This window comes from Microbacterium ureisolvens (genome assembly GCF_015278315.1).
Classification (GTDB): domain Bacteria; phylum Actinomycetota; class Actinomycetes; order Actinomycetales; family Microbacteriaceae; genus Microbacterium; species Microbacterium ureisolvens.
This window is the reverse complement of sequence record NZ_JADIJE010000012.1, coordinates 1-25,584: the sequence shown is the minus strand read 5'-3', so window position 1 is coordinate 25,584 and position 25,584 is coordinate 1. Positions and strand designations below refer to the sequence as shown.

Annotated in this window: 23 protein-coding genes; 12 read left to right on the top strand and 11 right to left on the bottom strand. The window is 71.0% G+C overall.

Annotation, left to right across the window (positions count from 1 at the left end; all coding sequences use genetic code 11):
• The first annotated feature begins 136 nt into the window (after positions 1-136).
• Positions 137-1,276, top strand: coding sequence for an AI-2E family transporter (locus IM767_RS16635; RefSeq protein ID WP_109208572.1), 1,140 nt, complete (start codon positions 137-139; stop codon positions 1,274-1,276).
• 9 nt (positions 1,277-1,285) lie between these two features.
• Here the strand turns inward: IM767_RS16635 and cls are convergent, their stop codons facing one another.
• The 4 genes from cls to IM767_RS16615 form a co-directional block, all read right to left on the bottom strand.
• Positions 1,286-2,761: a cardiolipin synthase gene (gene cls, locus IM767_RS16630; RefSeq protein ID WP_109208571.1), complete on the bottom strand. Its 1,476-nt coding sequence runs from the start codon at positions 2,759-2,761 to the stop codon at positions 1,286-1,288.
• Between the two features lie 230 nt (positions 2,762-2,991).
• On the bottom strand, positions 2,992-3,663 hold the full coding sequence (locus IM767_RS16625) for a GAP family protein (RefSeq protein ID WP_109208570.1): 672 nt from the start codon (positions 3,661-3,663) through the stop codon (positions 2,992-2,994).
• 60 nt (positions 3,664-3,723) lie between these two features.
• Positions 3,724-4,563, bottom strand: a complete 840-nt coding sequence (locus IM767_RS16620) for an LLM class F420-dependent oxidoreductase (RefSeq protein WP_109208569.1) — start codon at positions 4,561-4,563, stop codon at positions 3,724-3,726.
• 13 nt (positions 4,564-4,576) lie between these two features.
• Positions 4,577-5,230 carry a hypothetical protein gene (locus IM767_RS16615; protein ID WP_109208568.1) on the bottom strand — a complete coding sequence of 218 codons (654 nt, stop codon included), beginning with the start codon at positions 5,228-5,230 and terminating at the stop codon, positions 4,577-4,579.
• 126 nt (positions 5,231-5,356) lie between these two features.
• Here IM767_RS16615 and IM767_RS16610 point away from each other — a divergent pair, with 126 nt between their 5' ends.
• The 3 genes from IM767_RS16610 (at position 5,357) to IM767_RS16600 (ending at position 9,571) form a co-directional block, all read left to right on the top strand.
• A complete protein-coding gene (locus IM767_RS16610) occupies positions 5,357-6,574 on the top strand; it encodes a glycosyltransferase (RefSeq protein WP_109208567.1) in 1,218 nt (405 codons plus the stop codon).
• 3 nt (positions 6,575-6,577) lie between these two features.
• Positions 6,578-7,999 carry a glycosyltransferase gene (locus IM767_RS16605; RefSeq protein WP_109208566.1) on the top strand — a complete coding sequence of 474 codons (1,422 nt, stop codon included), beginning with the start codon at positions 6,578-6,580 and terminating at the stop codon, positions 7,997-7,999.
• A 546-nt stretch (positions 8,000-8,545) separates the two neighbouring features.
• On the top strand, positions 8,546-9,571 hold the full coding sequence (locus IM767_RS16600) for a GlxA family transcriptional regulator (protein WP_109208565.1): 1,026 nt from the start codon (positions 8,546-8,548) through the stop codon (positions 9,569-9,571).
• Between the two features lie 31 nt (positions 9,572-9,602).
• Here the strand turns inward: IM767_RS16600 and IM767_RS16595 are convergent, their stop codons facing one another.
• Positions 9,603-10,013 carry a DUF7144 family membrane protein gene (locus tag IM767_RS16595; RefSeq protein ID WP_109208564.1) on the bottom strand — a complete coding sequence of 137 codons (411 nt, stop codon included), beginning with the start codon at positions 10,011-10,013 and terminating at the stop codon, positions 9,603-9,605.
• 213 nt (positions 10,014-10,226) lie between these two features.
• On the opposite strand from IM767_RS16595, the gene IM767_RS16590 reads away from it, so the two are divergent.
• The 5 genes from IM767_RS16590 (at position 10,227) to IM767_RS16570 (ending at position 17,406) form a co-directional block, all read left to right on the top strand.
• Positions 10,227-11,891: a SulP family inorganic anion transporter gene (locus tag IM767_RS16590; protein ID WP_109208563.1), complete on the top strand. Its 1,665-nt coding sequence runs from the start codon at positions 10,227-10,229 to the stop codon at positions 11,889-11,891.
• Positions 11,892-11,985: 94 nt separating this feature from the next.
• The gene (locus IM767_RS16585; RefSeq protein WP_109208562.1) at positions 11,986-14,193 is read left to right on the top strand and encodes an ATP-dependent Clp protease ATP-binding subunit; all 2,208 of its coding nucleotides are present in this window, start codon (positions 11,986-11,988) and stop codon (positions 14,191-14,193) included.
• Positions 14,194-14,234: 41 nt separating this feature from the next.
• Positions 14,235-14,717 (top strand): hypothetical protein, encoded by a 483-nt coding sequence (locus IM767_RS16580; protein ID WP_109208561.1) that lies wholly within the window; start codon positions 14,235-14,237, stop codon positions 14,715-14,717.
• An 88-nt stretch (positions 14,718-14,805) separates the two neighbouring features.
• Positions 14,806-15,648 (top strand): UbiA family prenyltransferase, encoded by an 843-nt coding sequence (locus tag IM767_RS16575; RefSeq protein ID WP_109208560.1) that lies wholly within the window; start codon positions 14,806-14,808, stop codon positions 15,646-15,648.
• Between the two features lie 111 nt (positions 15,649-15,759).
• Positions 15,760-17,406, top strand: coding sequence for a glycoside hydrolase family 10-like protein (locus tag IM767_RS16570; protein ID WP_109208559.1), 1,647 nt, complete (start codon positions 15,760-15,762; stop codon positions 17,404-17,406).
• 86 nt (positions 17,407-17,492) lie between these two features.
• Here the strand turns inward: IM767_RS16570 and IM767_RS16565 are convergent, their stop codons facing one another.
• From IM767_RS16565 to IM767_RS16550, 4 genes are all read right to left on the bottom strand, one after another.
• Positions 17,493-18,632: an FAD-dependent oxidoreductase gene (locus IM767_RS16565; RefSeq protein ID WP_109208558.1), complete on the bottom strand. Its 1,140-nt coding sequence runs from the start codon at positions 18,630-18,632 to the stop codon at positions 17,493-17,495.
• On the bottom strand, positions 18,625-19,329 hold the full coding sequence (locus tag IM767_RS16560; RefSeq protein ID WP_109208557.1) for a methyltransferase domain-containing protein: 705 nt from the start codon (positions 19,327-19,329) through the stop codon (positions 18,625-18,627). The genes IM767_RS16565 and IM767_RS16560 overlap by 8 nt, the downstream gene beginning before the upstream one ends.
• Positions 19,330-19,417: 88 nt before the next feature.
• Entirely contained in the window at positions 19,418-20,575 is a 1,158-nt protein-coding gene (locus tag IM767_RS16555) for a type III polyketide synthase (RefSeq protein ID WP_109208556.1), read from the bottom strand.
• A 186-nt stretch (positions 20,576-20,761) separates the two neighbouring features.
• Positions 20,762-22,270: an MFS transporter gene (locus tag IM767_RS16550; RefSeq protein WP_109208555.1), complete on the bottom strand. Its 1,509-nt coding sequence runs from the start codon at positions 22,268-22,270 to the stop codon at positions 20,762-20,764.
• A 57-nt stretch (positions 22,271-22,327) separates the two neighbouring features.
• Between IM767_RS16550 and IM767_RS16545 the strand changes: the two genes are divergently transcribed.
• The 3 genes from IM767_RS16545 (at position 22,328) to IM767_RS16535 (ending at position 24,371) form a co-directional block, all read left to right on the top strand.
• Positions 22,328-22,873, top strand: coding sequence for a winged helix-turn-helix domain-containing protein (locus IM767_RS16545; RefSeq protein ID WP_109208554.1), 546 nt, complete (start codon positions 22,328-22,330; stop codon positions 22,871-22,873).
• Between the two features lie 340 nt (positions 22,874-23,213).
• A complete protein-coding gene (gene rraA / locus IM767_RS16540) occupies positions 23,214-23,678 on the top strand; it encodes a ribonuclease E activity regulator RraA (protein WP_109208553.1) in 465 nt (154 codons plus the stop codon).
• Between the two features lie 201 nt (positions 23,679-23,879).
• On the top strand, positions 23,880-24,371 hold the full coding sequence (locus IM767_RS16535) for a nucleoside deaminase (RefSeq protein ID WP_109208552.1): 492 nt from the start codon (positions 23,880-23,882) through the stop codon (positions 24,369-24,371).
• Between the two features lie 145 nt (positions 24,372-24,516).
• On the opposite strand, the gene xdhC is transcribed toward IM767_RS16535, so the two are convergent.
• Together xdhC and IM767_RS16525 are read right to left on the bottom strand one after the other, a co-directional pair.
• Complete coding sequence (gene xdhC, locus IM767_RS16530; protein WP_109208551.1) at positions 24,517-25,362, bottom strand: xanthine dehydrogenase accessory protein XdhC; 846 nt, start codon at positions 25,360-25,362, stop codon at positions 24,517-24,519.
• Positions 25,363-25,371: 9 nt separating this feature from the next.
• On the bottom strand, positions 25,372-25,584 hold a 213-nt coding region (locus tag IM767_RS16525), incomplete at its 5' end, for a hypothetical protein (protein ID WP_194398915.1).

Genomic DNA, 25,584 nt, shown 5'->3' with positions numbered 1-25,584 from the left:
TGCCGAGACCGGGCGAGCGGTTCATCGACCCCCGATCTTGGTAAAACCGTACCGCCTGAGGGCCCTCGGAGACTATGGAGAAATTGGCGCCGCGTCGGACTGTTCGCCGGGCGTTAAGAGGCCCCATCATGGGGGCATGACCGATGCTGTGGAATCCTCGCCCTCCGCCGCACCCGCCGACGAGGTCGCGGTGATCGAGCCCGAGCGCCCTCGGCGCTTCCGCAGGGTGCTGGCGGGGCTCGACCATCCGCTGGCGACGGGCTTCCTGGTGACCATCGGCGTGCTCGGAGCGCTGGTGCTCGGCTCGGCGATCGGGTCGATCTCGACCATCCTCGTCTACATCATCCTGGCGATGTTCCTCGCCGTCGGGCTCGACCCGATCGTGCGGATGCTCGAACGCCATCGCGTCAAGCGGGGTGCCGGCATCGCGATCGTCTTCTGCGGCTTCGCGCTCGTCATGATCGCGTTCTTCGTGTTCGTGCTGCCGCCGGTCATCGCGCAGATCGTGCAGCTGGTGACGGCGATCCCCGAGCTCGTCGAGAACATCCCGCAGTCCGACTGGTTCGCCGCGCTCGCGCCCGACGCGCAGGCCGCGGTGCTGGCCGCGCTGGAGCAGATCGCCGAGTGGATCTCCGCGCCCTCGACCCTGGCCGCCCTCGGCGGCGGCGTCTTGGCCGTCGGTGTCGGCTTCGTCGCCGCGATCTCCGCGAGCTTCGTGGTGATCGCCCTGACGCTCTACTTCCTCGCCTCGCTGACCGCGGCCAAGCGCGCGTTCTACGCTCTCGCGCCTGCACGCAACCGCCCCCGGCTGCAGGACCTCACCGAGCGCATCACCGACTCCGTCGGCAGCGCCCTGATCGGCTCGGTGATCCTGTCGTCGATCAACGCCGCCGTGGTGTTCGTCCTCCACGTCGTGATCGGGCTGCCGTTCCCCGCCCTCATGGCGGTGATCGCGTTCATCGTGACGCTCATCCCGCTGTTCGGCTCGGTGATCTTCTGGATCTTCGCATCGATCATCGCGCTGTTCACGAGCCCCACCCAGGCGCTCATCTTCTTCATCGCGTACCTCGTCTACATCCAGCTCGAGTCCTACGTCGTGAGCCCCCGGGTCATGAACAAGGCGATCGAGATCCCCGCGGCCCTCGTCCTCATCGGCGCGCTCGCCGGCGGCGCCCTCGCCGGCATCGTCGGGGTCCTCGTCGCCCTGCCGGTGATGGCCTCGATCCTGCTGATCATCCGCGAGGTCGTCGTCCCCCGCCAGGACCTCAAGGTCTGATCGCAGGGGTCAGTTCAGGGCGGACGTGAGGCGCATCAGGCCGTCGAGGAACGTGGCCTTGGCGGGCTCGCGGCGCCACTCCTCGAGGGTGAGCTCGCGGCCGGCGTCGCGATATGCCTGCTCGACCTCGCGCATGCCGGCGACGAACGAGGTGCCGCGCACCATGAGCGAGACCTCGCTGTTGAGGCTGAAGGAGCGGATGTCCATGTTGCTCGACCCGATCACCGCGATGTCGTCGTCGATCGAGAAGTGCTTCGAGTGCAGGATGTACGGCGCGGGGTAGAGGAAGATGCGCACCCCCGCCTCGAGCAGCGCGGAGTAATAGGAGCGCTGCGCGTGCCACACCATGAACTGGTCGCCGATCTCGGAGACGAACAGCTGCACCTCGAGGCCGCGCTGGCACGCGCTCGTGATGGCGTAGACCATCGCCTCGTCGGGCACGAAGTACGGGCTCGTGAGGATGACCTTCTCGGTGGCCCCGTAGATGAGCGAGAGGAACAGGCGCAGGTTGTTCTCGGTGTCGTAGCCCGGCCCCGACGGCACGACCTGGCACTGCAGCGCGTCGGGCGCCGTCGACACCGGGAGATCGGCAGGCGGCGCCTGCGCGATGGTCGAGAGGTCCTCGCCGGTCTCGATGAGCCAGTCCGACAGGAAGACGGCATTGACGGATGCCACGACCGGGCCGGTGAGCCGGGTCATGAGCTCCTGCCACATGAGGCCGCGCTTGATGTTCTTGGGTGAGTCGTAGTGCCGCGCGATGAGGTTCTGCGAGCCCATGAACGCCACCCGGCCGTCGACGACGACGATCTTGCGGTGGTTGCGGAGGTCGGGTCGCTGGTACTTGCCCTTGAAGGGCTCCACGGGGAGCATCCAGGCCCACGTCACGCCGATCCGGTCCAGCTCGGCCAGCATCGCCTTGGACTCCGGCACCTTCTTCGTCGCGACGTAGTCGGCGAGGAGACGCACCGTGACCCCGCGGGCGACGGCGCGCTCCATCGCAGCGAAGAACCCGCGGGTGGTGTCGTCCCACCCGACGATGAAGAACTCGATGTGCACGAAGTCCTTCGCGGTGTCGACCTCGGCGGCCATCGCGTCGATCGACTCCTGGTAGTGGGGGAGCAGGGTGGCCTCGTTGCCGCTCGATGCGGGAAGCGCGGTGAGGTTCTCGTTCTGCTGCACCACGCGTTCGAACCACCGCGGCCACGCGGCATCCTTGTGCGCGAGCGCATTCTCGGCCACCCTGCCGCGGATGAGCTCGTCGATGCGCGCCTGCTCGGCACGTCGCTTCTCGGGGAGGCGCACGTTTCCGATCACCAGGTACAGCACGACGCCCACGCCGGGCAGGATCACGATGAGCAGGATCCAGGCCATCGCCGCCGTCGGCTTTCGGCCGCGCGGGATCACGATGAGTGCGGTGATCACGATCGCGGCGTGCACCACCACGGCGAGGGACCAGGACAGGTTGGCGAGGAATCCGGAATCCACGAGGTCAGTGTGGCACCGTTGCCACGCCGACACGATGATCCGACGTCGTGCCGCGTGCGTCGGCGCGTCGGAGCGGCGTCGATCGGCGCGGCGGATGCTGCGGGCGAGGGATCCGCGGGGAGGCGTGTGCGCCGGGGCCGGGGCGTTTCGTCTCGCTCGTTCCTCGCTCGCTCAACGACCGGGGCCGGGGCGTTTCGGCTCGCTGGCTCAACGACCGGGGCGGGAGTGGGTCAGAAGCTGCCGATGCCCTTGCCGATGAGCGAGACGCCGATCACGAGCAGCAGCACGGCCATGATGACGGCGTTCTCCCTCGCGAGCCACACCCGCAGCGCGTCCAGCGGGCCACGGAGCTTGTCGGCGGCGATGAGGTACCCCACGACGGGGACGAGGACGGTGGATGCCGCGATCAGCGTGAAGATCGCGATCACCAGCACGATCGACCCGACGTCGAGACCCGCTGACCCGATGTCGACGCCCGCGCCGGCTGCCATGAGCAGGTTCTTCGGGTTGATGGCAGAGAGGAGGAACCCGAGGCCGAAGGCCACCGGGAAGGTGACCTTGTCGATCGCCTGCATCCACTTCGGCATCGCGGGCTCCTCGCCCGCCTTCGGGCGGCCGCGCCATTGCCGCACGGCGAGCAGGAGCAGCAGCGCGCCCAGGATGAGCTGGATCACGCCCTGGATCGGCTTCGAGGCGTCGGAGTCGCCCTCGGGGAGCACTGCCGACAGGAGCGTGAACACGGTCACCGCGACGACGATCCCGACGACCCAGCCGAGGAGGAATCCGACGCTGGTCACCCTCGCCTTGGGGGAGAGCAGCATGAGGATGGCCGCGATGATCGGGATCGGGCTGATCGCCACACCGAGCGCGAGGGGAAGGATCTCTCCGATGACGGCGCCCATGGGCGTGCCTCCTGGTCAGTCGTGCGAAGCCGGCCCGGCCACCGTATCGGTCCGGAGGGGTCAGACGCCGTTGATCCGATCGCGCCACTCCAGCAGCGGCTTCAGCGGCGACAGGTCGTAGTCGGGTCCGTCGATGGCCGGGATGATGAGCCGGAAGCCGAGGTCGTACAGGCGGGAGGCGGCATCCGTCCCCTCCAGCAACGGACCGAAGCCGCGCACGGTGTAGCCCGTGGACAGCTCGATGCCGGCGGGATCGCGGCCCTCGCGGGCGCACCACTCGTGCAGCACGCCGATCTTGCGTCCGAGGTCGGCGAGCGGCGTGAACGTGTGCCAGATGTCGGCGTGCTGGGCGACGAGGCGAAGGGTCTTGCGCTCGCCCTGGCCGCCGATGAGGATCGGGATCTTCCGCGTCGGCGCGGGGTTGAGATGCTCCCAGCGCGCCCGCACGCGGGGGAGGTCCTCGGCGAGCGCGTCGAGCCGTGACCCGACCGTGCCGAACTCGTAGCCGTACCCGTCGTAGTCGCGCTCGGCCCACCCCGAGCCGGTGCCGAAGATGAATCGGCCCGTCCCCGTCGCGCGGGCGCTGATGTGGTCGATCGTGCGGGCCATGTCGGCCTGCAGGTCGGGGTTGCGGTACGAGCTGCAGTTGACGAGCGGGCCGAACTCGACGCGCTCGGTCTGCTCGGCCATCGCCGCGAGCACCGTCCACGCCTCGAAGTGCTCGGCCTCGAGCGGCTCGGTGAGCGGGAAGAAGTGGTCCCAGTTGAAGATCACGTCGACGCCGAGGTCCTCCGCGCGAAGCACCGCGTCGCGATACCGCGCGTAGGACGCGTGCTGCGGCGCGAGCTGGACGCCGATGCGGAGAGGACGATGGGCGGCGGGATGAGCGAGCGCGGTCACGTCGGGGAGTCTGTCAGCTCTTCGGCTCGATGCGCAGGACCTCGGGCGACTCTCCGACGGTGAGGTCGTCCACGACCCTGAGCGTTCGGGCCAGGTCGTCGACGCTGCCGATGACGGTGCCGAAGCGGCCGCGGTCCGAGCACACGGCGGTCACGGTGACGAAGTGCGAGCCGGTGTCCCACGTGTAGGTCGCGAACGGTGGCGTGCGCGGGTCGGCGGGGAGCGACATCTCGAGCTTCTCGCCGACGCCGAGGTAGGGGTTTCGGAACGACTCGGTGTCGTCGTACTCCATCGGCATCATGGCGCGGGCGGCCCGCAGGTCGTTGGTGGCCTGCTGGATCTGAGCCATCACCACGACGAGCTCTGCGTCGGCCTTCCACACCCACACCAGCACGCGACCGGCGGCCTTGCGCATGAGCAGCGGCGCGGCCTGGCTCATCGCCCATGCGGCGAAGGCACTGCCTCGACGCGGCTCGGCTCCCGGTGCCGCGCCCGTCGCGCCAGTCACCGACGTTCCCGGTGCTCCGGCCATCCCGCCCATCGCGGAGCCCGCCTGGCCGAGCAGCATCCGGATCGCCGCCTTGCGGTGACGGCGGCCGCGGAAGCCGAGCGACTCGGTCACGGGCACCCAGAGGTTCGGGTCGGCGTCGGCCTGCAGTCGGGGCATGCGACCAGCGTACGTGGCGCGTCCCGCGCGTTCCTGGGGAGGCCCTCGAAACCGCTCGGGTACAGTGGATGCCGCGCGGCGACCAGCCGCTGCCGCGCGCCCGCCGCACAGACAGGCCCCCAACCCGTGACCGATCCTGCGACGCCCGACGACACCCCCGCCGACGCCGCGAGTCCCGCTCCGCTGAAGATCCTGATCGGCGCGGACACGTTCCTCCCCCATGTGAACGGTGCAGCCCGCTTCGCCGAGCGCCTCGCCGCCGGCCTGGTCTCGCGCGGCCACGACGTCCACGTGATGGCACCGAGCAAGACGCACCGCGAGCACGGCACGTTCACCGAGGTGATCGAGGGTCGGCCGATGACGATGCACCGGCTCCCGTCGTGGCGCTGGTATCCGCACGACTGGCTCACGTTCGTGATGCCGTTCATGTCGAAGCACTACGCCCGCCGCGTGCTCGACGAGGTGAAGCCCGACGTCGTGCACATCCAGTCCCACATCGTGATCGGACGCGGTCTGTCGCGCGAGGCCGCGAAGCGCGGCATCCCCATCGTCGCCACCAACCACGTGATGGCCGAGAACATCCTCGACTTCACGACCCTGCCCGAGGTGCTGAACAAGCAGTTCGTCAAGATCGCGTGGGCCGACGCCAAGCGCACCTTCGACCTCACCCGCGCCGTCACCACCCCGACGCGCAAGGCGGCCGACTTCCTCGAGGCGACGATCGCGATCCAGAACGTCATCCCGGTCAGCTGCGGCATCGACGCGGCGAACTACACCGCCGACCTCACACCCCGCGACGCGCACCGCATCGTGTTCGTCGGCCGCCTCACGACCGAGAAGCAGATCGATGTGATCCTGCGGGCGATCGCACGGCTCGACCCGTCGCTGGACGTGCGCTTCGACATCGTCGGCAGCGGCGACCAGCGCCGCAACCTCGAGCAGCTGAGCGGCGAGCTCGGCCTGACCGAGCGTGTGCACTTCCACGGCCACACCACCGACGAGGAGCTGCGGTCGTTCCTGACGAACGCGAGCCTGTTCTGCATCGCCTCGATCGCCGAGCTGCAGTCGATCGCGACGATGGAGGCGATGGCCTCGGGCCTGCCGATCGTCGCGGCGGATGCCGTCGCCCTGCCGCACCTCGTGCACGACGGCGAGAACGGGTACCTGTTCCGTCCCGGCGACGTCGACGACCTCACCGAGAAGCTCACGACCGTGCTGACGCAGTCGCCCGAGGAGCGCGCCCGGATGCAGCGGGCATCGCTCGAGGGCGTCAAGGTCCACGACATGCGCCGCACCCTCGACACCTTCGAGGCCCTGTACCGCGACGAGCCGCTGCCGGAGTAGCCCGTGCACGTCGTGATGTTCGGCGACCAGCACGCCGAGTCCCTCGGCGGGGCGCAGGTCTCGATGCGGCTGCAGCGCCGCTTCCTCGAGAAGGCCGGGCACACGGTCACGATCGTCGCGCCGGCCATGCGCGGCCGTCGCGCACGGGCCCTCGCGCCCGACGCGTCGTACGTCGACCTCCCCTCCATCCCGGTCACGGCCGATCGCGAGTACTCCATGACCTGGCCGGGACGCCGGACCGATCGATGGCTGGATGCCGCGATGGCGGCGCGCGGCCGTGTCGACGTCGTGCACATCCAGGCCGACTTCTGGGGCGCCTTCATCGGGTACCGGTTCGCCCGTCGCCACGGCATCCCGGTCGTCCACACCATGCACAACCGCCTCGACGTCGGGATCGAGGCGACCACGCCGTTCCCGAAGCTCGTGCTGCGGGTGCTCGGCGCGTGGCAGCGCCGCGCACTCGGGCGCTCGCCGGAGGCCCCGCAGGAGCGCGGCCACGACGGCTGGGCGTACCAGCGCCGGTTCGCCGCGCGCGCCGCGGCCGTGACCGCGCCCTCCACCCACTTCGCCCGCCGGCTCGAGGAGCACGGAGTGCGCCCGGGGGCCGCGCCGGCTGATCGCGAGCCGGGGGTCGACGTCATCTGGAACGGCATCGACGATGACGTGCTCGCCGAGGTGCTCGCCTCCGCTGCTGCCTCCGCCTCCGCCTCCGCCTCCCCCTCCGCCTCCGCCTCCGCCTCCGCCTCCGACTCGGCCGACGCGAACGGTGCACCCGCGGACGCCCCCGCCACTGATGCGAAAAACCTGGCGGATGACGCGACACGCCGGGGGGTGGCATCCGTCGGCGGCGTGTCGTCGTCGCCGGCCAGGTCTGCGGACCAGGAGCGGCGGCCGCGGTTCGTCTGGCTCGGGCGCATGAGTCCCGAGAAGCGCCTGCTGCCGTTCCTCGAGGCGCTCGCCGCGTCGGGTGTCGAGGCGGACGCCGAGGTCATCGGCGGTGGCGGGCAGCTGCGTGCCGCGCGTCGCCTCGTCGACAAGCTCCGGCCGCAGGCGAAGGTGCACTTCGCGGGACGGATGCCGTACACCCAGACTCTGCGGAGGATCGCGGCGGCCGACGCCGTGGTGCAGACGTCGATCGGCTTCGAGACGCAGGGCATGACGATCTTCGAGGCGGCCTCACTCGGAACCCCCTCGATCGTGAGCGACCCCGACCTCGGCGCCGAGCTGGGCTCGGGGTACTGGGCGGTCGGCGACGGCGTCACACCCGACCCGGCGATCGCGGCGCTCGCCGCAGCGCTGCGGGATGCGGCATCCGACATCTCCGCCGGTACGCCGCGCGTGCCCGACCCGACCATCCGCGAGCGGTTCCGCCAGTCCTCGCGCACCGCCGCGATGGTCGAGGTGTACGAGCGAGTCACCGCCTGAGCGGGTGGCTCGTGGTGGTCGGTCCGGCCACGTTGAGAGGGTCTCGCTGCGTGGCGGTCCCCGAGGCCCCATCCTCAGTTGAGGACAGCCCCCATCCTCAGTTGAGGACAGGAGCCGAGTTGAGGGGCGGATGGTTGGTCCTCCTCCTCGGCTCGGCCGCCATCCTCAGTTGAGGACGGAAGCCGCGGGCCGCGGTCGCGGGTGGCGGAGGCGTTTCGTCTCAGTCGCTTCGCTCCTTCGCTCAACGACCGGAATATTCGGTCGTTGAGCGAGCGAAGCGAGACGAAACGCCTCGCCGGGTCAGAGGAGGCGGCTGCGGTCGGTGGGCATCCGGCGGTAGCCGTCGGAGTGGAGGGCGGCGATCGTCGAGAAGAGCGCCACCGCGGAAAGGGCTGCGAGAAGAATCACCATGAACATGGCAGAAACGCTACGCTTGCGTCAGTACTGCCACGAGTGGCAGAATAGCCACGCATCGAAGGAAAACTGCCACCCTCGACCGGCCGGCGGGTCCGAAGGGCCACAGCGGCGGAGAATCGCGGAGGAGAGATGATGAGAACAGTCGCCTGCATCGTCACGGACGGCTTCGCCCCGTTCGAGTTCGGCGTCGCGTGCGAGGCCTTCGGGCTCGACCGCTCGAGCGACGGCATCCCGAACTTCGACTTCCGCGTCGTCACGCCCGACCCCGGCGTCGTCGAGTCGAAGATGGGCTTCTCCATCAACGTCGACGCCGACCTCTCCTTCGCGTACGAGGCCGACCTCGTGGTCGTGTCGCCGGTTCCGCACCAGTACTGGGGCCGCATCGACGAGCGCGTGCTCGACGTCATCCGCGACGCCGTCGCGCGCGGCGCCTGGGTGCTGAGCGTGTGCAGCGGCTCGTTCGTCGTCGCCGCGTCGGGCGTGCTCGACGGCCGCCGCGCGACCACGCACTGGATGTACGCGCAGAAGATGAAGGAGATGTACCCGTCGATCGACGTCGACCCCGACGTGCTCTACGTGCAGGACGGGCGCATCATCACGAGCGCGGGCACCGCCGCGGGCCTGGACGCGTGCCTGCATCTGCTGCGTCAGGAGCTCGGCGCCGAGCTGACGAACATCATCGCGCGTCGCATGGTCGTGCCGCCGCAGCGCGACGGCGGTCAGGCCCAGTTCATCGCGAACCCGCTGCCGGCCACGACATCGCTCTCGCTGGCGCCGGTGACGGACTGGATGCTCGACAACCTGCGCCTGGAGCTGACGGTCGACCAGCTCGCGGCCAAGGCGCACATGTCGCCGCGCACGTTCGCGCGGCGGTTCAAGGCCGACTTCGGGGCGACGCCTGCGGCGTGGCTCGCGCGACAGCGGATCATCCACGCCCAGCGGCTGCTCGAGAAGACCGACCTGGGACTAGACCGCATCGCCTACGAGAGCGGGTTCGGCTCGGCGGCCGTGCTGCGGCAGAACTTCGCGCGCGTACTCGGCATCACGCCTACCGCGTACCGCGCGCGCTTCGCCTGCGACATCGATGAGACGACGGATGCCTCGACCGCCGCCGAAGCGAGGGCCGAGGCATCCGTTCTCGAATCCGTGGCGTGAGGGTCGCGACGCGCGCGACCCTCACGCGGGATCAGGCGCGCTTGGCGTCGATCTCGCGGCCGTGGACGGTGAGCGCGTAGATCACGACCACATCGATCGCGAGGAGCGCCAGCGAGAGCCACGGCTGCACCGAGATCAGCGAGAGCTGGCCGATCGCGTTGATCGCGACGAGCACGATCGCCGTGATGCGCGCCCACTTCGCGCCCATGAGCAGGAAGATGCCGACGAGGATCAGCGCAGCCCCGATGATGAGGTGCCACCAGCCCCAGCTCTGGATGTCGATCGAGAACAGCGCCTCCTGGCCCAGGAAGTAGGCGGTGTCAGGCCCGATGAGCGCCTGGAGTCCATGGAACGCGTCGATGGTGCCGCCGACGATCAGCACGACGGCGGCGAAGACGCCCCATCCTGCCCAGCCGGAGGTGTTGACGTCGGTGTTGGTCATGAGTGAACCCTTCAGTTCGGCGAGAAACCGGCGCGGTCAGCAGGCTGATCCGCGCCTTCGGGGGATGCCGTTCGGCATCTGCGGCACACACTAGCGAACCTGGGAGAATCCTGAATAGAGGAAGTGATGCCGCGTGTCGCAGTGTCACGCCCGAGCACTCGAGCGTGGGCCCAGTCGTGCGCAGCGGCACCCGGCTTCGTTAGCGTGTGAGCCGTGGGGTTCGATCCGAAGTCCTGGTTTTCGCGCAAGACGCTGCGCAAGGACGCCGTCGCCGGGCTCATCCTCGGCGTCGAGGCGGTGCCCGACGGACTCGCCGCCGGGCTGCTGGCCGGGGTGAATCCGCTCGCGGGGCTGTACGGCTACCTGTTCGGCATGGTCGGCGCCGCGGTGCTGACCAGCAGCGCTTTCATGGCGGTGCAGGCGACGAGCGCGATGGCGCTCGTGGTGTCGGATGCCGGACTCGACAGGCTCCCCGACCCCGACCGCGGGCTCTTCACGCTCGCGATCCTCACGGGCATCATCATGGTCGTCGCCGGCCTGCTGCGCGGCGGGCGGCTGATCAGCTTCGTGCCGACACCCGTGATGACGGGGTTCGTCACCGCGATCGGCGTCAACATCATCCTCGGCCAGTTGTCGAACTTCACGGGCTACCAGGCCCAGGGTGAGAACCGCCTGCTCAAGACGATCGACGTGCTGGTCCACGTCGGGCAGTGGAACATCCCGTCGCTGGTGGTCGGCGCCATCGCCGTGCTCATCATCGTGGTGCTGCTGCCCACCCGCGTGGGAAGCATGGGCCTGGTGATCGCCGTGGTCGTGGGCTCGGTGTGCGCGGTGCTGCTGAATCTGTGGGTGCCGAACTCCGTCGTGCTGCTGCGCGACATCGTCGACGTGCCGCGAGGGCTTCCGGCGCCGATGCTGCCGAGCATCGCCGATGCGCCGACGCTGCTCATCCCGGCGCTGTCGCTGGCCTTCATCGGCCTCGTCCAGGGCGCGGCGGTGTCGGCGGGCATCCCCACCGCCGACGGCCGGCGGGCGGATGCCAACCGCGACTTCATCGGCCAAGGGCTCGGCAACGTCGTGTCGGGGCTGTTCCAGGGCATGCCGGTGGGCGGCTCGATGTCGGGCTCGTCCCTCATCGTGCAGGCACGCGCGAAGTCCCGACTCTCGCTGTTCATCGCCGGTGCGGTTATGGCGGTCGTCGTCTTCGTGGCAGCCGACCTCGTCGCGTTCGTCGCGATGCCGGCGCTCGCGGGCCTGCTCATCGTGGTGGGCTGGCGCGCGATCAAGCCCAGCCGCGTGTACTCCGTCGTGAAGTCGGGCCTGCTGCCGACGACGATCATGGCAGTCACCTTCGGGCTCACCCTGATCATCCCCCTGCAGTTCGCGGTGCTGGTCGGTGTGGGGCTCGGCATCATCCTCTACGTCGCCGAACAGTCGAATCGCGTCCGTGTGCGCGCCGTGCTTCTCGCCGACGACGGCCGGATGCGCGAGACGGATCCTCCGGCAGTCGTGCCGCCGGGGGAGGTCCTGGTGCTGCAGCCCTACGGCAGCCTCTTCTTCGCGAGCGCCCCGGTCTTCGAGCGCCAGCTGCCCGACGTCAGCCGTGAGTCCAGCGGCTCGGTCGTAATCGTGCGCCTGCGCGGCACCGACGAGATCGGCCTGTCGCACGTCGAGGTGCTGCGCCGGTTCGCGCACGAACTGCGCGATGCGGGGTCCACCCTCAAGGTGGTCGCGACCGCGGATCGCGTCATCTCGCAGCTGGAGGCCGGAGGCCTCACCGCCGACATCGGCGTGGACAACGTCTATCGCGGCACGGAGTGGGTGGGCGAGGGGCTGCGGCGCGCGTACGCCGACGCCCGGGAGGAGATCGACAGCTGACGCCCGTTGATACGGAGGCGCGTCGGCTGGTAAACTTGAGCCAGAACGACTCAACTTTGCGAGAAAGTTGGGTTCCGCAGATTTCAGGAGACATATGAACGCCACGCAGCAGCCCGGGCAGGAGGACGCGCAGAGCGCCCTCGAGCAGTTCGGGATCAACCTCACCGACCGCGCCCGCCAGGGCAAGCTCGACCCCGTCATCGGCCGAGACAGCGAGATCCGGCGCGTCAGCCAGGTGCTGACCCGCCGCACGAAGAACAACCCCGTCCTCATCGGCGAGCCCGGCGTCGGCAAGACCGCCGTGGTCGAAGGCCTCGCCCAGCGCATCGTCGCGGGCGACGTCGCCGAGTCGCTCAAGAACAAGGAGCTCGTCACCCTCGACATCTCCGCACTCGTCGCCGGCGCCATGTACCGCGGCCAGTTCGAGGAGCGCCTCAAGAGCGTCCTCAAGGAGATCACCGAGTCCGACGGCCGCATCATCACGTTCATCGACGAGCTCCACGTGCTCATGGGTGCGGGTGGCGGCGAGGGGTCGGTCGCGGCCTCCAACATGCTGAAGCCTATGCTCGCGCGCGGCGAGCTGCGCCTGATCGGCGCCACGACGCTCAACGAATATCGCGAGTTCATCGAGAAGGATGCCGCACTCGAGCGCCGCTTCCAGCAGGTCTACGTGGGCGAGCCCTCGGTCGAAGACACGGTCGCGATCCTGCGCGGGCTCAAGGAGCGCTACGAGGCCCACCACAAGGTGGCCATCGCGGATGCCGCGCTCGTGGCCGCGGCATCCCTCTCCCATCGCTACATCCCGAGCCGGCAGCTGCCCGACAAGGCCATCGACTTGATCGACGAGGCGGCGTCGCGCCTGCGCATGGAGATCGACTCGGCGCCGCTCGAGATCGACGAGCTGCGTCGCCACGTCGACCGGCTGAAGCTCGAGGAGCTCGCGCTCAAGAAGGAGAAGGACGAGGCCTCGAAGGAGCGCCTCGCGACCCTGCGCGAGACCCTCGGCAGCGAGCAGGCGCGGCTGGACGAGCTGCAGGCGCGCTGGGAGCGCGAGCGCTCGTCGCTCAACCGCGTCGGCGACCTCAAGACCAAGCTGGACGCTGCCCGCATGGAGGCCGAGCGCGCGCAGCGCGAGGGCAACCTCGAGAAGGCGTCGCGCCTGCTGTACGCCGAGATCCCCGCGCTGGAGCGCCAGCTGGTCGAGGCCGAGCGCGAAGAGCCCGCGGGCGACCGCATGGTCAACGAGCAGGTGACCGACGAAGACATCGCGGCCGTCATCGCGGCCTGGACCGGCATCCCCGTCGGCCGGCTGCTGCAGGGCGAGACCGAGAAGCTGCTGCACCTCGAGTCGGAGCTGGGCAAGCGCCTCATCGGACAGAAGGACGCCGTCAAGGCGGTGTCCGACGCCGTGCGCCGCTCCCGAGCGGGCATCAGCGACCCCGGTCGCCCGACCGGTTCGTTCCTGTTCCTCGGCCCCACCGGCGTCGGCAAGACCGAACTCGCCAAGGCGCTCGCCGAGTTCCTCTTCGACGACGAGCACGCCATGGTGCGCATCGACATGTCGGAGTACGGCGAGAAGCACTCGGTCTCGCGCCTGGTCGGCGCCCCTCCCGGCTATATCGGCTACGAGCAGGGCGGCCAGCTCACCGAGGCTGTGCGCCGGCGCCCCTACAGCGTCGTGCTGCTGGACGAGGTCGAGAAGGCGCACCCCGAGGTGTTCGACGTCCTGCTGCAGGTCATGGACGACGGCCGTCTCACCGACGGCCAGGGCCGCACGGTTGACTTCACGAACGTCATCCTGATCCTCACGTCGAACCTCGGCTCGCCCATCCTCATCGATCCGACCCTGTCGGCCGAGCAGAAGCGCGAGGCGGTCATGGCCATCGTGCGGCAGGCGTTCAAGCCCGAGTTCCTCAACCGGCTCGACGACATCGTGATGTTCGCCGCGCTCAGCGAGGACGACCTCGCGCAGATCGTCGAGCTGGCGGTCGACGCGCTGCAGCGCCGCCTCAAGCACCGCCGCCTCACGCTGGCGGTCACGCCAGACGCGCGCGCGTGGCTGGCCGAGCGCGGCTACGACCCCGTGTTCGGTGCGCGGCCGCTGCGCCGGCTCATCCAGTCCGAGATCCAGGACCGCCTCGCGATGGCGCTCCTGTCGGGCGGTGTGCGCGACGGCGACGTGGTCCGCGTGGACGTGGCCGCCGACGGCTCGCAGCTCGTGCTGACCAGCGACGGCCCGGCGGCCGCCGAGCCGGTCGCGGAGGACGACGACGTGATCGAAGCCGAGCTGCTCGACGACTGATCACGTTCCCTCGGGAACGACGCCGGCGATACGGTCGGGGCATGCGCATCGCACGCTCCGGCCGTTTCGTCTTCGTCGCCCAGTGGATCGCGGCGGTGCTGCTGCCCTTCTTCTTCTTCCTCGGGCGGGGCTTCGTGGGAGCGGAGCTCGGCTGGCTGTCGTTCATCGGCATCGTGTACGGACTCCTGGTGGTCGTGCTGCTGCTCCTGCCGCCGCTGGCCACCCTCTTCGACACCGAGGTCCGTCGCGCCCGCGCCACCCGGCAGGCGTACGACATCGCCACCTTCGTGCTGTGGGGCGGATTCGTGCTCGCCTCGCTGAGCGCTCCCGACGCCGGCGACAGCGGCCCGCTCGACTCCGCGCTGATGACGTGGTTCGGCCTGTCGTACGACGCCTCCGCGGTGGTCTTCACGGTGGCGGCCGCGCTCATCGGCCTCGCGTACCTCACGACCTTCGTGCTGGCGATCGCGGGGCTCGTGCGCGGGCGTTCGGCTTCGGAGACGGATGCCGCGCCGCAGGCATGACGTGCGCCGCAGGCCTGACTCCGCGCCGATGAACCGTCGCCGGGGTCAACCCCCGACCGCGCGCTGAACGACCGTGAGAGCATCGAGCGTGCACACCGTCAGAGCCCTGTGGGGGTCCTCGCATCCCGGGCCGACGCTCGTCGTGACCGCCCTGGCCTTCGCACTGGGCGTGGCCACGGGCCTCGAGCCGTGGCGCTTGGCGCTGCTCACGGCGTCGGTGTTCGCCGGGCAGTTGTCGGTCGGCATCTCCAACGACGCCCTGGATGCCGAACGCGACCGGGCGGTCGGCCGCGCCGACAAGCCGATCGCGCGGGGGGATGTCTCGGTGCGCGTCGCGTGGACCGCGGCGCTCGGCCTCCTCGCGGTGGCGCTCGTGCTGTCGGCCCCGCTCGGATGGCGGATGCTGGCGGCCCACGCGCTGGTGCTGGGCTCGGCGTGGTCGTACAACGCGGGCCTCAAGAGCACACCGTGGTCGATCGTGCCGTTCCTGGTCAGCTTCGGCCTCTTCCCCTCCCTCGCGACGCTGTCGGCACCCGAGCCGGCCTTCGCCGCCGGCTGGGGATGGATCGCCGGTGCCGTGCTGGGGGCCGCGGTGCACCTCACCAACGTGCTGCCCGACCTCGACGACGACGCCCGCACCGGCGTGCGGGGTCTCCCGCATCGGCTCGGCCCGCGCGTCTCGGCGATCCTCGCGGCGGCCGGGGTGCTCGGTGGTGCGGTCGCGGTGCTGCTCGGCGCGGCGGGGGGCGACCTCGCGGCCGTGACGGCGGTGTCGTGGATCTTCTTCGTCGCGGTCGTGGCTGTCGCCGTCGCCACCGCCTGGCTCGCAATCGCCCGCCCGCCGACCCGGTTGCTCTTCCGGCTCGTGATGCTGGCTGCGCTGCTCCTGGCCGCGCAGCTCGTGGCGTCGGGCGGTGCGATCATCGCCTGACGGCAGATCGCGGCGACGACGGTGGTCGGCGCGGGCCGTTCGGAACTAACTCTTCACTTAAGGCGTCGAGTCTGGAAGTATCTTCCGAAACGACGACCTGGAGGATCGACGATGCCCCTCGAACGCGTGCCCGGCTTCGCGCCGCAGACAACCCCGCACACCGCCGGCGTCGGCCGCCGCGACTTCCTCACCCTCGCGGTGGCGGGGGTCGCGGCATCCGCCTTCACGGTCACCATCGGCACGCTCGGCGCGACGCCGGCGTTCGCCTCGACGGCGGGGGAGTCAGCGGCCGCCCTGGCGCCGCGCAAGCGTGAGCTGCGGGCCATGTGGATCTCGTCGGTCGTGAACATCGACTGGCCGTCGCGGACCGGGCTCAGCGCCGCCGAACAGCAGGCCGAGTACCTGCACTGGCTCGATGTCGCCGAGCAGTTCCGCCTGAACGCCGTCTTCGTGCAGGTGCGCCCGACCGCCGACGCGTTCTGGCCCAGCCCGCTCGAGCCGTGGTCGCAGTACCTCACGGGAGTGCAGGGGCAGGACCCCGGATACGACCCGCTGACGTTCATCGTCGAAGAGGCGCACCGCCGCAACCTCGAGCTGCACGCCTGGTACAACCCGTACCGGGTCTCGATGGGCGCGGATCCGTCGGCTCTCGTGCCCGAGCACCCCGCACGGGTGCACCCGGAGTGGATCTGGGCGTACGGCGGCAAGCTCTACTTCGACCCGGGGCTGCCCGAGGTGCAGGAGCACATTCAGCAGGCGATCCTGCACTCCGTCGAGCACTACGACCTCGACGGCGTGCACTTCGACGACTACTTCTACCCGTATCCGGTGGCGGGGCAGACGATTCCGGATGCCGTCACCTTCGCCGCGCACGGAGCGGGATTCGCGAACGTCGCCGACTGGCGGCGGCACAACGTCGACACCTTCGTGCACTCCATCTCCCAGCGCATCAAGGCGCTCAAGCCCTGGGTGAAGTTCGGCATCAGCCCGTTCGGCATCTGGCGCAACCGCACGACCGATCCGCTCGGCTCCGAGACGGGCGGCTCGCAGTCGTACGACCTGCAGTTCGCCGACACCCGCAAGTGGGTGCTCGAGGGCTGGCTCGACTACATCAACCCGCAGATCTACTGGCAGTTCGGTCTGGCGGTCGCCGACTACGCGAAGCTCGTGCCGTGGTGGGCCGACGTCGCCGCGACCTCGGGCACGCACTTCTACATCGGCGAGGCGCTGTACAAGGTGACCTCAGGCGTGTTCACCGACCCGGCGGAGCTCTCCAAGCACCTGACCTTCGACCGCGAGATCGACGCGACGCGCGCGCCGGTGCACGGCAACGTGTACTTCTCGGCCAAGCACGTGCCCGCCGACCCGCAGGGGTCGATGTCGCTCGTCCGCGCCGACCACTACTCGCGCCCGGCGATCGTACCGGCGATGCCGTGGCTGCCGGCGAGCCCGCTGCGCACTCCGGTGCTCGCGAACGCGGTGCACGGCGCGGGCGGCGTCACCGTGCAGTGGACGGATGCCGCGCCCCCGAGCGCCCGCGCGACGTCGTTCGCGGTCTACCGTGCCGACGGGCGGGTCGATGCGATCGACGTCGAGAACGCCCAGAACCTCGTCGCCACGCGCCGTGCGGCGCCCGGCGTCGTGCAGCGCTTCGTCGACGCCACGGCCGAGCCCGGCGCGCTCTACACCTACGCCGTCACGGCGCTCGACCGGGTCTGGAACGAGACGGCCCCGAGCCGCGTGCGCGTCACCGAGTAGCGACGGCCGGGTTCGGGGCACGTCACGCCCCGAACCCGCACATGCACCGGACGGACGGATGCCGCGACCCGGCGAAGCGGCCGGCCTCAGGCGTCGGCGTCGAAGCCCATCGCGTACGCCCGGGCGAACACTGTGACGGCGGCCGTCGAGAGCATCGCGCGCACGGCCGCCCGCCGCACCGCGTCGGAACGCCCGAGCGGCCGTCCCAGCGACGTGTTGACCGACGCCAGCGCGGCGGCGCGACGCGCCGACCGGATCCGCCGCTCCTCCCAGCCGCGCAGCTCCCGCTCGGGCACCGTCCCGGTCCGCACCCAGTCGGCGAGGAGCGGTGCGAGTGTCACGGCGTCGAGCAGACCGAGGTTCATCCCCTGACCGCCGATCGGGCTCACCTCGTGGGCGGTGTCGCCGATCGCGAAGACCCGCCCGTTGCGCAGGCGCGGAGCGACCACGCGCCGAACGCCGAACGAGGTCGCCGCCGCGATCGTCGCCGCCGCGTCCTCTTCGCCGCGCCGCGCGAGCGCCTCCCGCAGACGCTCTGCGCGAGCGTCCTCGGCGTCGTCGGCGCCGTCCGGGTCCCAGGCGACGAAGCGGCGCCGCCCCCCGGGGAGCGGGAAGGACTCGAGCACCCCGTCGGGGTCGAGATGGATCACCGCGACCTCGTCGTCGGCGCGGGCGGGGGTGGCGGCATCCGTCATCAGATATCGGTCGGGGTACGCGCGCGCCTTCACGCCCCCGTCGCGGTAGACGAGGCTTCGCCCGGCCGCGCCGCCGGCCACGACCACGATGCGGCTCTCGAACTCGATCGGGCGTCCGAGGTGACCGGCGCGCACGACGACCCCGCTCGGCCGGGGGATCACCGCGAGCACGTGCGCGCCGCGCAGCGGCTCCGGGGCGTCGGTGCCGAGCACCGACTCCGTCGTCGCCTGCGGCAGGGTCGCGACGAACGGGAAGCGCCGAGCGAGCACGTCGAAGTGCAGGGTGCCCAGCAGGCGCCCCCGCGAGCGGGCCTCACCGCTGCGCACCCGCACGGCCTCGGCGAGGAGTCGATCGGTGACGCCGGAGTTCTCGAGCGCGGACAGGACGGGGGAGTGGATGCCGATGGCGCGGGTGCCGCCGCCCGCGGCGGGTCGCCGCTCCAGCAGCTCGGCGTCGATGCCGCGTCGCGCGAGTTCGCCGGCGAGCAGCAGGCCGACCGGGCCGGCGCCGACGATCGTGACCTCACGCATGGCCGCGCGCCGCCGCGACGATCCGGAAGGGGACCGGCATCCGCACCGCCCAGGTTCCCGGGCTGGTCGCATCGAGAGCCGCTGCCAGCTCTGCGCGGGTGTAGCTGCGACGGATGGAGCGGAGCCCGTCGGTGCGCAGGAACGTGCCGGCGGCGAACGGCGTGATGCCGACGGCGTAGAGCCCGTAGGCCAGGCGCGAGCGGGCGATGTCGCTGTGCAGGACGATGCCGCGCGAGAGGGCCCGCGATTCGTCGGCGAATGAGCCGAGGTCCTCGCCCAGATGGTGAAGCACGTGGTTCGACAGCACCGCGTCGTACGTGCGCCCCTCGCCGACGAGGGTCGCGGCATCCGTGCTCCGGAACGTCGCGCCGGCGATCGCCGGACGGGACTGCGCGACCTCGTGCGCGCGGGGGTCGGGGTCGATGCCGGTCCACGTCACCGCCAGGCCGTCACGGCGGGCCGCCGCGGCCAGCCGCGCGACCAGGTCGCCGCCGCCCGAGCCGATGTCGAGCACCTCGGCGGGACGGCCGAGGGCGGCCAGGTACGGGCGCAGCTGCGTGCGGTACACGACACCCCAACCTGAGACGACGCGGTTGACCGTGCCGAAGCGGCGCAGCGTGGCCGCCAGGCGATCGGGATCGCACGCCGGATCGTCCATGAGCTCGGCGAGGCGGTCGTCGCGGACGGCGAGGCTCACGTCGCCTCCCGGACCCTCACACCGCCGACCCGGACCCTCACCGCTACCCCAGCCGCTCTCGCGCGCGCGGCGAGGCGCCCCGTCGTGCTCACGCGATGGCCGCCAGGGCTAACGCGAGGTCGTCGTCGGTCTGCGCCGCCGGGCGCCGGCGCGTCATGAGCGCCGACTCGACGGTGAGGCCAGGGCCGAAGGCGAGACCCGCGACGCGGGCGCCGTCGGCGATAGCCTCGTCGCGCAGCAGCGTCTCGAGGATGAACAGGATCGTCGCGCTCGACATGTTGCCGAAGTCGCGCAGCACCGCGCGCGAGGCGGTGAGCGCGTCGGGCGGGAGGTCGAGGCCGCCCTCGACGCGGTCGAGCACGCTGCGGCCGCCGGGGTGCACCGCCCACACTTCGGGCGGGTCGTCGTCTCCCAGGAACCGGCCCACCGCGCCGCGGATCTCGCGGCCGATGATGCGCGGCACCTCGGCCGAGAGGATCATCTCGAAGCCGTTGTCGCCGATGGTCCACACCATGTCGGTCTCGCCCTCATCGGTCAGGGCGGTGCCGAAGCGGTCCAGTTCCAGACCCCCGGGCCGCCCGGCGGCGGGGTCGGCGGTGACGATCGCCGCGGCCGCGCCGTCGGCGAACACCGACGAGGCCACGATCTGCTGCGGATCGCTCGAGGGCCGCAGGTGCAGCGTGCAGAGTTCGGTGCACACGACGAGCACGACGGCGTCCGGCCGTGTGGCCGCGAGAGCCGTAGCCACCCGCAGCGCCGGGAGTGCCGCGGCGCAGCCCATGAAGCCGACATTGACGCGCTCGACCGTGGGGCTGAGGCCCAGATCGCGTACGAGGCGATAGTCCGGTCCGGGCGCGAACAGGCCGGTGCACGACACCGTGACGATGTGGGTGACCGCGGCCGGATCCACGCCGCCGTCCAGCAGTGCGCGGCGCGCGGCGGCGGCCGTGAGCTCCGGCGCCGCCGCGATGTACCGCTCGTTGCGGGCACCGGTGGTGGGAGAGAGCAGACGCCCGTCGGCGTCCGAGAACGCGGCCGGATCGGCCGGATCGGCGACGGCGGCGGGCGCGAACTCCCGCAGCACGGTATGCCGGTGCTCGATCGCCGAGGCGTCGAAGACGGCGCGGATGAGGCGCTGCGCGAGCCGGTCGACGCCCTCCTGCGCCGCGAAGATGTCGCGTGCCACCCCCTGTGCGATCCGGGTGGAGGGAACAGCTGTGCCGATCGAGACGATGCGGGCCGTCATGGAGCAACCTAAGCACGCCGCAACCGCCTGTGGGCACGGGCTTGCCGGATTCAGAGGCGTGGGGTATCCCCGCCGCACTCTCGTCGTGCGCCGGCGAGAGAGCGGATGCCGAACGCACGGCACGGCAGAAGAGCGGATGCCTCGACCCGACCCTGCACGGCGGGCCGAGGCATCCGTGACCCGATGTCAGCGATCCGACTCGGCGGGCTGCGCGTCGACGGCAGCCGCCACGTCGTGCTCGGCGTGGGCGTCGGGGAGCTCCCGCATGCCCCAGAACGGGCCGATCACGACGAACAGACACGCGAACAGCTCGAAGCTCGCGGCGATCCACAGCGTGGGAACGGTGCCGATCCAGGTTCCGAGGGCGCCGGCCAGGAGCGCGGCGATGGGCATGACACCCCAGACGACGAAGCGCACCGACGCGTTCATACGGCCGAGCAGCCGCGGCGGTGTGATGCGCTGGCGGAACGTCACCTGCGTGATGTTGTACAGCAGCACGGTGAAGCTCGAGAGGAAGAACTGCACGACCAGCAGCGGGAATGCCAGCGCCGGGACCAGCGAGATGGCCGGCAGGAAGAACGGCGTGACCGAGAACGCGATGGCGCTGATCGGGATCGCCCGCGCCTCGCCGATGCGCGCCACGATCCGGGGCGTCGCGATGGCGCCGAGCAGGCCGCCGACGGCCGACAGCGAGAACACGATACCGAGCATCGCCGGGGTGAGCCCGAGCTCGCGCAGCGCGAAGATCGGCAGCAGCGTCATCGACAGCGTGCCGAAGAAGTTCGCCGTCCCCGTCGTCAGCACGATGCGGCGCAGCAGCGGGTTGCCGAACACCCAGCGCAGGCCCTCGCCGATCTCGTGGAGCAGCGGCTGGTGGTCCTCGGGATCGCGCAGCTTCTCGTGATCGCGGGTGAACAGCAGGGCCACGAACGACGCCAGGTACGTGCCGACGGTGATCAGGATCGCGAAAGGCGCGGCGAGGACCCCGACGAGCCACCCGCCGACCGCGGGGCCGGCGAGGCCGGCGAGCTGCTCGGTCGACTGCAGCTTGCCGTTGGCCTCGGCGATCTGCTTCGTACGCACCAGCGACGGGACGATGCTCTGGTTCGACACGTCGAAGAAGACGGTGGCGACCCCCATGATCAGGGCCACCGCGATCATGTGCCAGATCTGCAGCACGCCGAGGAGCGCGAGCACGGGGAGCATACCCAGTGCCGCCGCTCTCACGGCGTCGGCGACGATCATGACGTGCCGCTTGCGCATGCGGTCGATCCACGCGCCGGCCGGCAGGCCCACGATGAGGAAAGCCGCGACCTGCGCCGCGCCGAGCACGCCGACTTCCCACTCCGTCGCGTCGAGGGCGAGCACCGCGAGCACGGGGATCGCCAGCTCGGTGATCTGCGCGCCGAACTGGCTCAGCGCCTGGCCGCTCCACAGGGTGAGGAAGTTGCGGTCGCGCCACAGCGAGCCCGTCGCCGCGGGAGCAGGCCGTCCGGGCGTGGCCGCCGCGGTCGACGTGGCGGTGCCGTGGCCGGTGCCGGCGCGTGCCGCGGCATCCTGATCCGCCTCCACGGCCTCGTCGGCGCCGGCGCGGGACGTGAGGGTCACGGCTTCCGCCCGGGCTTCGGCGAGGGTCTCGGGGGCGAGCTCGTCGCGGACGGCATCGGCCGGCGACAGCTCGTCTGATTGGGACATGTCAATCAGTGTGCGCCACCGATTGAGAACTGTCAATCACTCTTGTACGCTGAGGCCGTGGGCGACGACCAGGAAGAACGGATCGAGCTTCGCCACGGCGATCCCGAGGGGGAGGCGCGCATGCGCGCGCTCAGCTCGCCGCTGCGACTGCGGGTGCTTCGACTGTGCGCCTTCGAGTCGCGCACGAACAAGGAGCTCGCCGAGCTGCTCGGGCTCAATCCGGGCACGATGCTGCACCACGTGCGCACGCTGGTGCAGACGGGCTACCTCGCGGCCGAGGCCGAGCGCACCGGAGCCCAGGGGGCACGCGAGGTCCCATACCGGGCGACAGGCCTCTCGTGGCGCACCTCCATGCCCGGGGGTTCGCCCGTGCTCATCGAGACGTTCCTGCAGCAGATCGAGGGCGTCGACCCCGAAGATCTCGACGCGACGTGGCTGGGACTCAAGCTCACCGCCGAGCACAAGGCCGAGTTCCAGCAGCGGCTCTACGAGCTCGTCAACGAGTTCAAGGAGCGCGGCCCCGACGCCGACGGCGACACCTACTCGTTCTTCAGCACGCTCCACCCCGACCACAATCCCTCGGGGGGCCCGGCCCCCGATTGAGGCGTCCGAACCGACCCGCGGCCGGGACCGCGGCGGCTCCTAGCGCCGAGGCGAAGAGCTCCGCGACGGGGGTCCGCCCCGTCGCCCCCGTCGCCCCCGCCGCCCCGCCACACCACGCTGTCGAGATCGCGGTCTCTCGGCGAGTGACCGCCTTCTCGGCGCCGATGGCGCGGTCGTTCGGCGAGAAACCGCGATGTCGACGGGAGGCCTGAGGAGCGAAGAGCTTCACGTGCGGGAAATCGCCGACATCTCGCGCAGGAATTCGCGCGCGGGGAAATCGGGATGTTCTTCTCCCGGCATCGGACGGTCGCGCCGCCGTCGCCCGGCGTACGGTGACGTCATGACCTCGACGGCCGATCTGTACGACGACCGCGGCGACGAGCTGGACTCGCTCGCCCTCCAGTTCCACGACGTCGGCGGGCGCGCCGCGTTCGACGGACCGGTCCGCACCGTGCGCTGCCACCGCGACAACGCGCTCGTGAAGGAGCTGCTGGCGACACCGGGCGACGGCGCCGTGCTCGTGATCGACGGCGGCGGCTCGCTCGAGTCGGCGCTCGTGGGAGACCTCATCGCCGCGTCTGCGGTCGCGAATGGATGGGCCGGCCTCATCGTGCACGGGGCCGTCCGAGACCGCGCGGCGATCGGCGGGCTCGACCTCGGCGTCAAGGCGCTCGGATCCAACCCGCGCAAGAGCGCCAAGCGCGGCGTCGGCGAGGTCGACGTGCCGGTGACCATCGCCGGTGTCGTCTTCGCGCCCGGGCGGCACGTGTGGGCCGACGAGGACGGGGTGCTGGTCGAGCGGTGACGGATGCCGCGCCCCGGCGGGGTCGGAGGGGCACCACCCTGACTTCCCAGAGCCCGTGCTCTCGCCGAGCGCACATGCTGTGCGCGGTCCAGAACGTGTGCACTCAACGAGAGCACGTGATCCGAGCGCACTCGACGGACGGGCGACCTCGACGCCGGGGGTGGTGCGCGCGCCGCGGCGCGCTCGTAGGGTGGAGGCCTGATGTCCTCCACCGATGGGACGCCCGCCCGCCACCTCGCCCGGGCCGTCGAGATCGCCACCGAGAACGTCCGCAACGCAGGCGGGCCGTTCGGCGCGGTCGTGGTCTCCGCCGATGGGCAGGTGTTCGAGGGCGTCAACCGCGTCACCGCCGATCTCGACCCGTCGGCGCACGCCGAGGTCACGGCCATCCGCCGCGCGTGCCAGGGGCTCGGCACCTTCGACCTCACCGGCGCCGCCCTGTACTCGAGCTGCGAGCCGTGCCCGATGTGCCTCGGCGCCGCGCTCTGGGCCCGGGTGGCGCGCGTGTACTACGCCGCCGACCGCGAGGACGCGGCCGCCGCAGGCTTCGACGACGCCCGCTTCTACCGCTACTTCGACGGCATCCCCGGGCACCGCGACATCATGCCGGTCGAGACGATCGCGCTCCCGGGCGACGCCCGCATCGCGCCGTTCGCGGAGTGGGCCCGCACCGCCAGCCGCATCAACTACTGACCCTCGGCTGATCGCGCGCGCTTGGCCCGTTTCGTCTGCGGGCGCTGGAGCGCCCTCCGCTCAACGACCGGTGGCGGCGTGCGTCCGGCGATGCCGCTCGTTGAGCGAGCGAGGAACGAGCGAGACGAGACGCGTCGGCCACGGCTCAGGCGCCGGTCGGTCGAGGCGCGGCCGGCGCCGCCTCCTCGATCAGCTGCAGCAGCCGCGCGGCGACGCTCACGGCGATGGTCGCGGGCTGCTTGCCGGCGACCTCGGGCAGGCCGATGGGCGTGGTGACGCGGGCGAGGGCGTCGTCGCCGTGTCCGGCATCCGTCAGCCGTGCGCGGAAGCGGGCCCACTTCGATCGAGAGCCGATCAGGCCGATCGAGGCGATGCCCTCGGTGCGCAGCGCCTGGTCGACGACCGCGAGGTCTTCGGCGTGGTCGTGCGTCATGACGAGCACGTGCGTGCCCGGCGGAACCTCGCGCAGCACCGCCTCGGGCACCGGCGCGTGGTGCACGTGGATGTGCGCCACCGCATCGGACAGCGGTCCGGGCACCCCGTCGCCGCCGAGCCGCGCGGGCTCGAGCATGGACTCGCGGGAGTCGACCAGACGGAGGTCGAGGTGCTGTCGGGCGAGGATCCGCGCGAGCTCGAGACCCACGTGCCCCATCCCGAACACCGCGACCGACGGCACCACGCGCACCGGCTCCAGCATGAGCGTGACCTCTCCTCCGCAGCACTGCACCCCGTACTCGGTGATCTCCTTGTCGCTCAGCGTCAACGTGAGGAGCTCCGGCTCGGCGGTCCCCGACGCCAGCATCGCGCGGGCACGGGCGACGGCGGTGGCCTCCAGGTTGCCTCCGCCGATCGTCTCGAACACCTCGTCGGGGGCGACGACCATCTTCGCGCCACCGTTTCGCGGCGCGTGCCCGCGCACCATCGCGAGCGTCACGATCACGGCGGGAACGCGCGCGTCGCGCAGCCGCCTTGCCGCGTCGAGCCAGTCCATCGGCGGGCCTCAGCGGTCCGCGGTGAGCACGCCGGACTCGGTCGCGTCCGGCTCGCCGGAAGGACGGACGGATGCCGGTGGCACGCCGTCCGCAGCCTGCTCGCCGTCGAGCTGCCCCTCGCCGTCGAGCTGCCCCGCGCCGTCGGGCGAGGCCGTCCGCTCGGCGCCGCCGCCGAACGAACCGCCCCTGTGATCGACACTTCGCTCCTGTCTCCCGCAGCG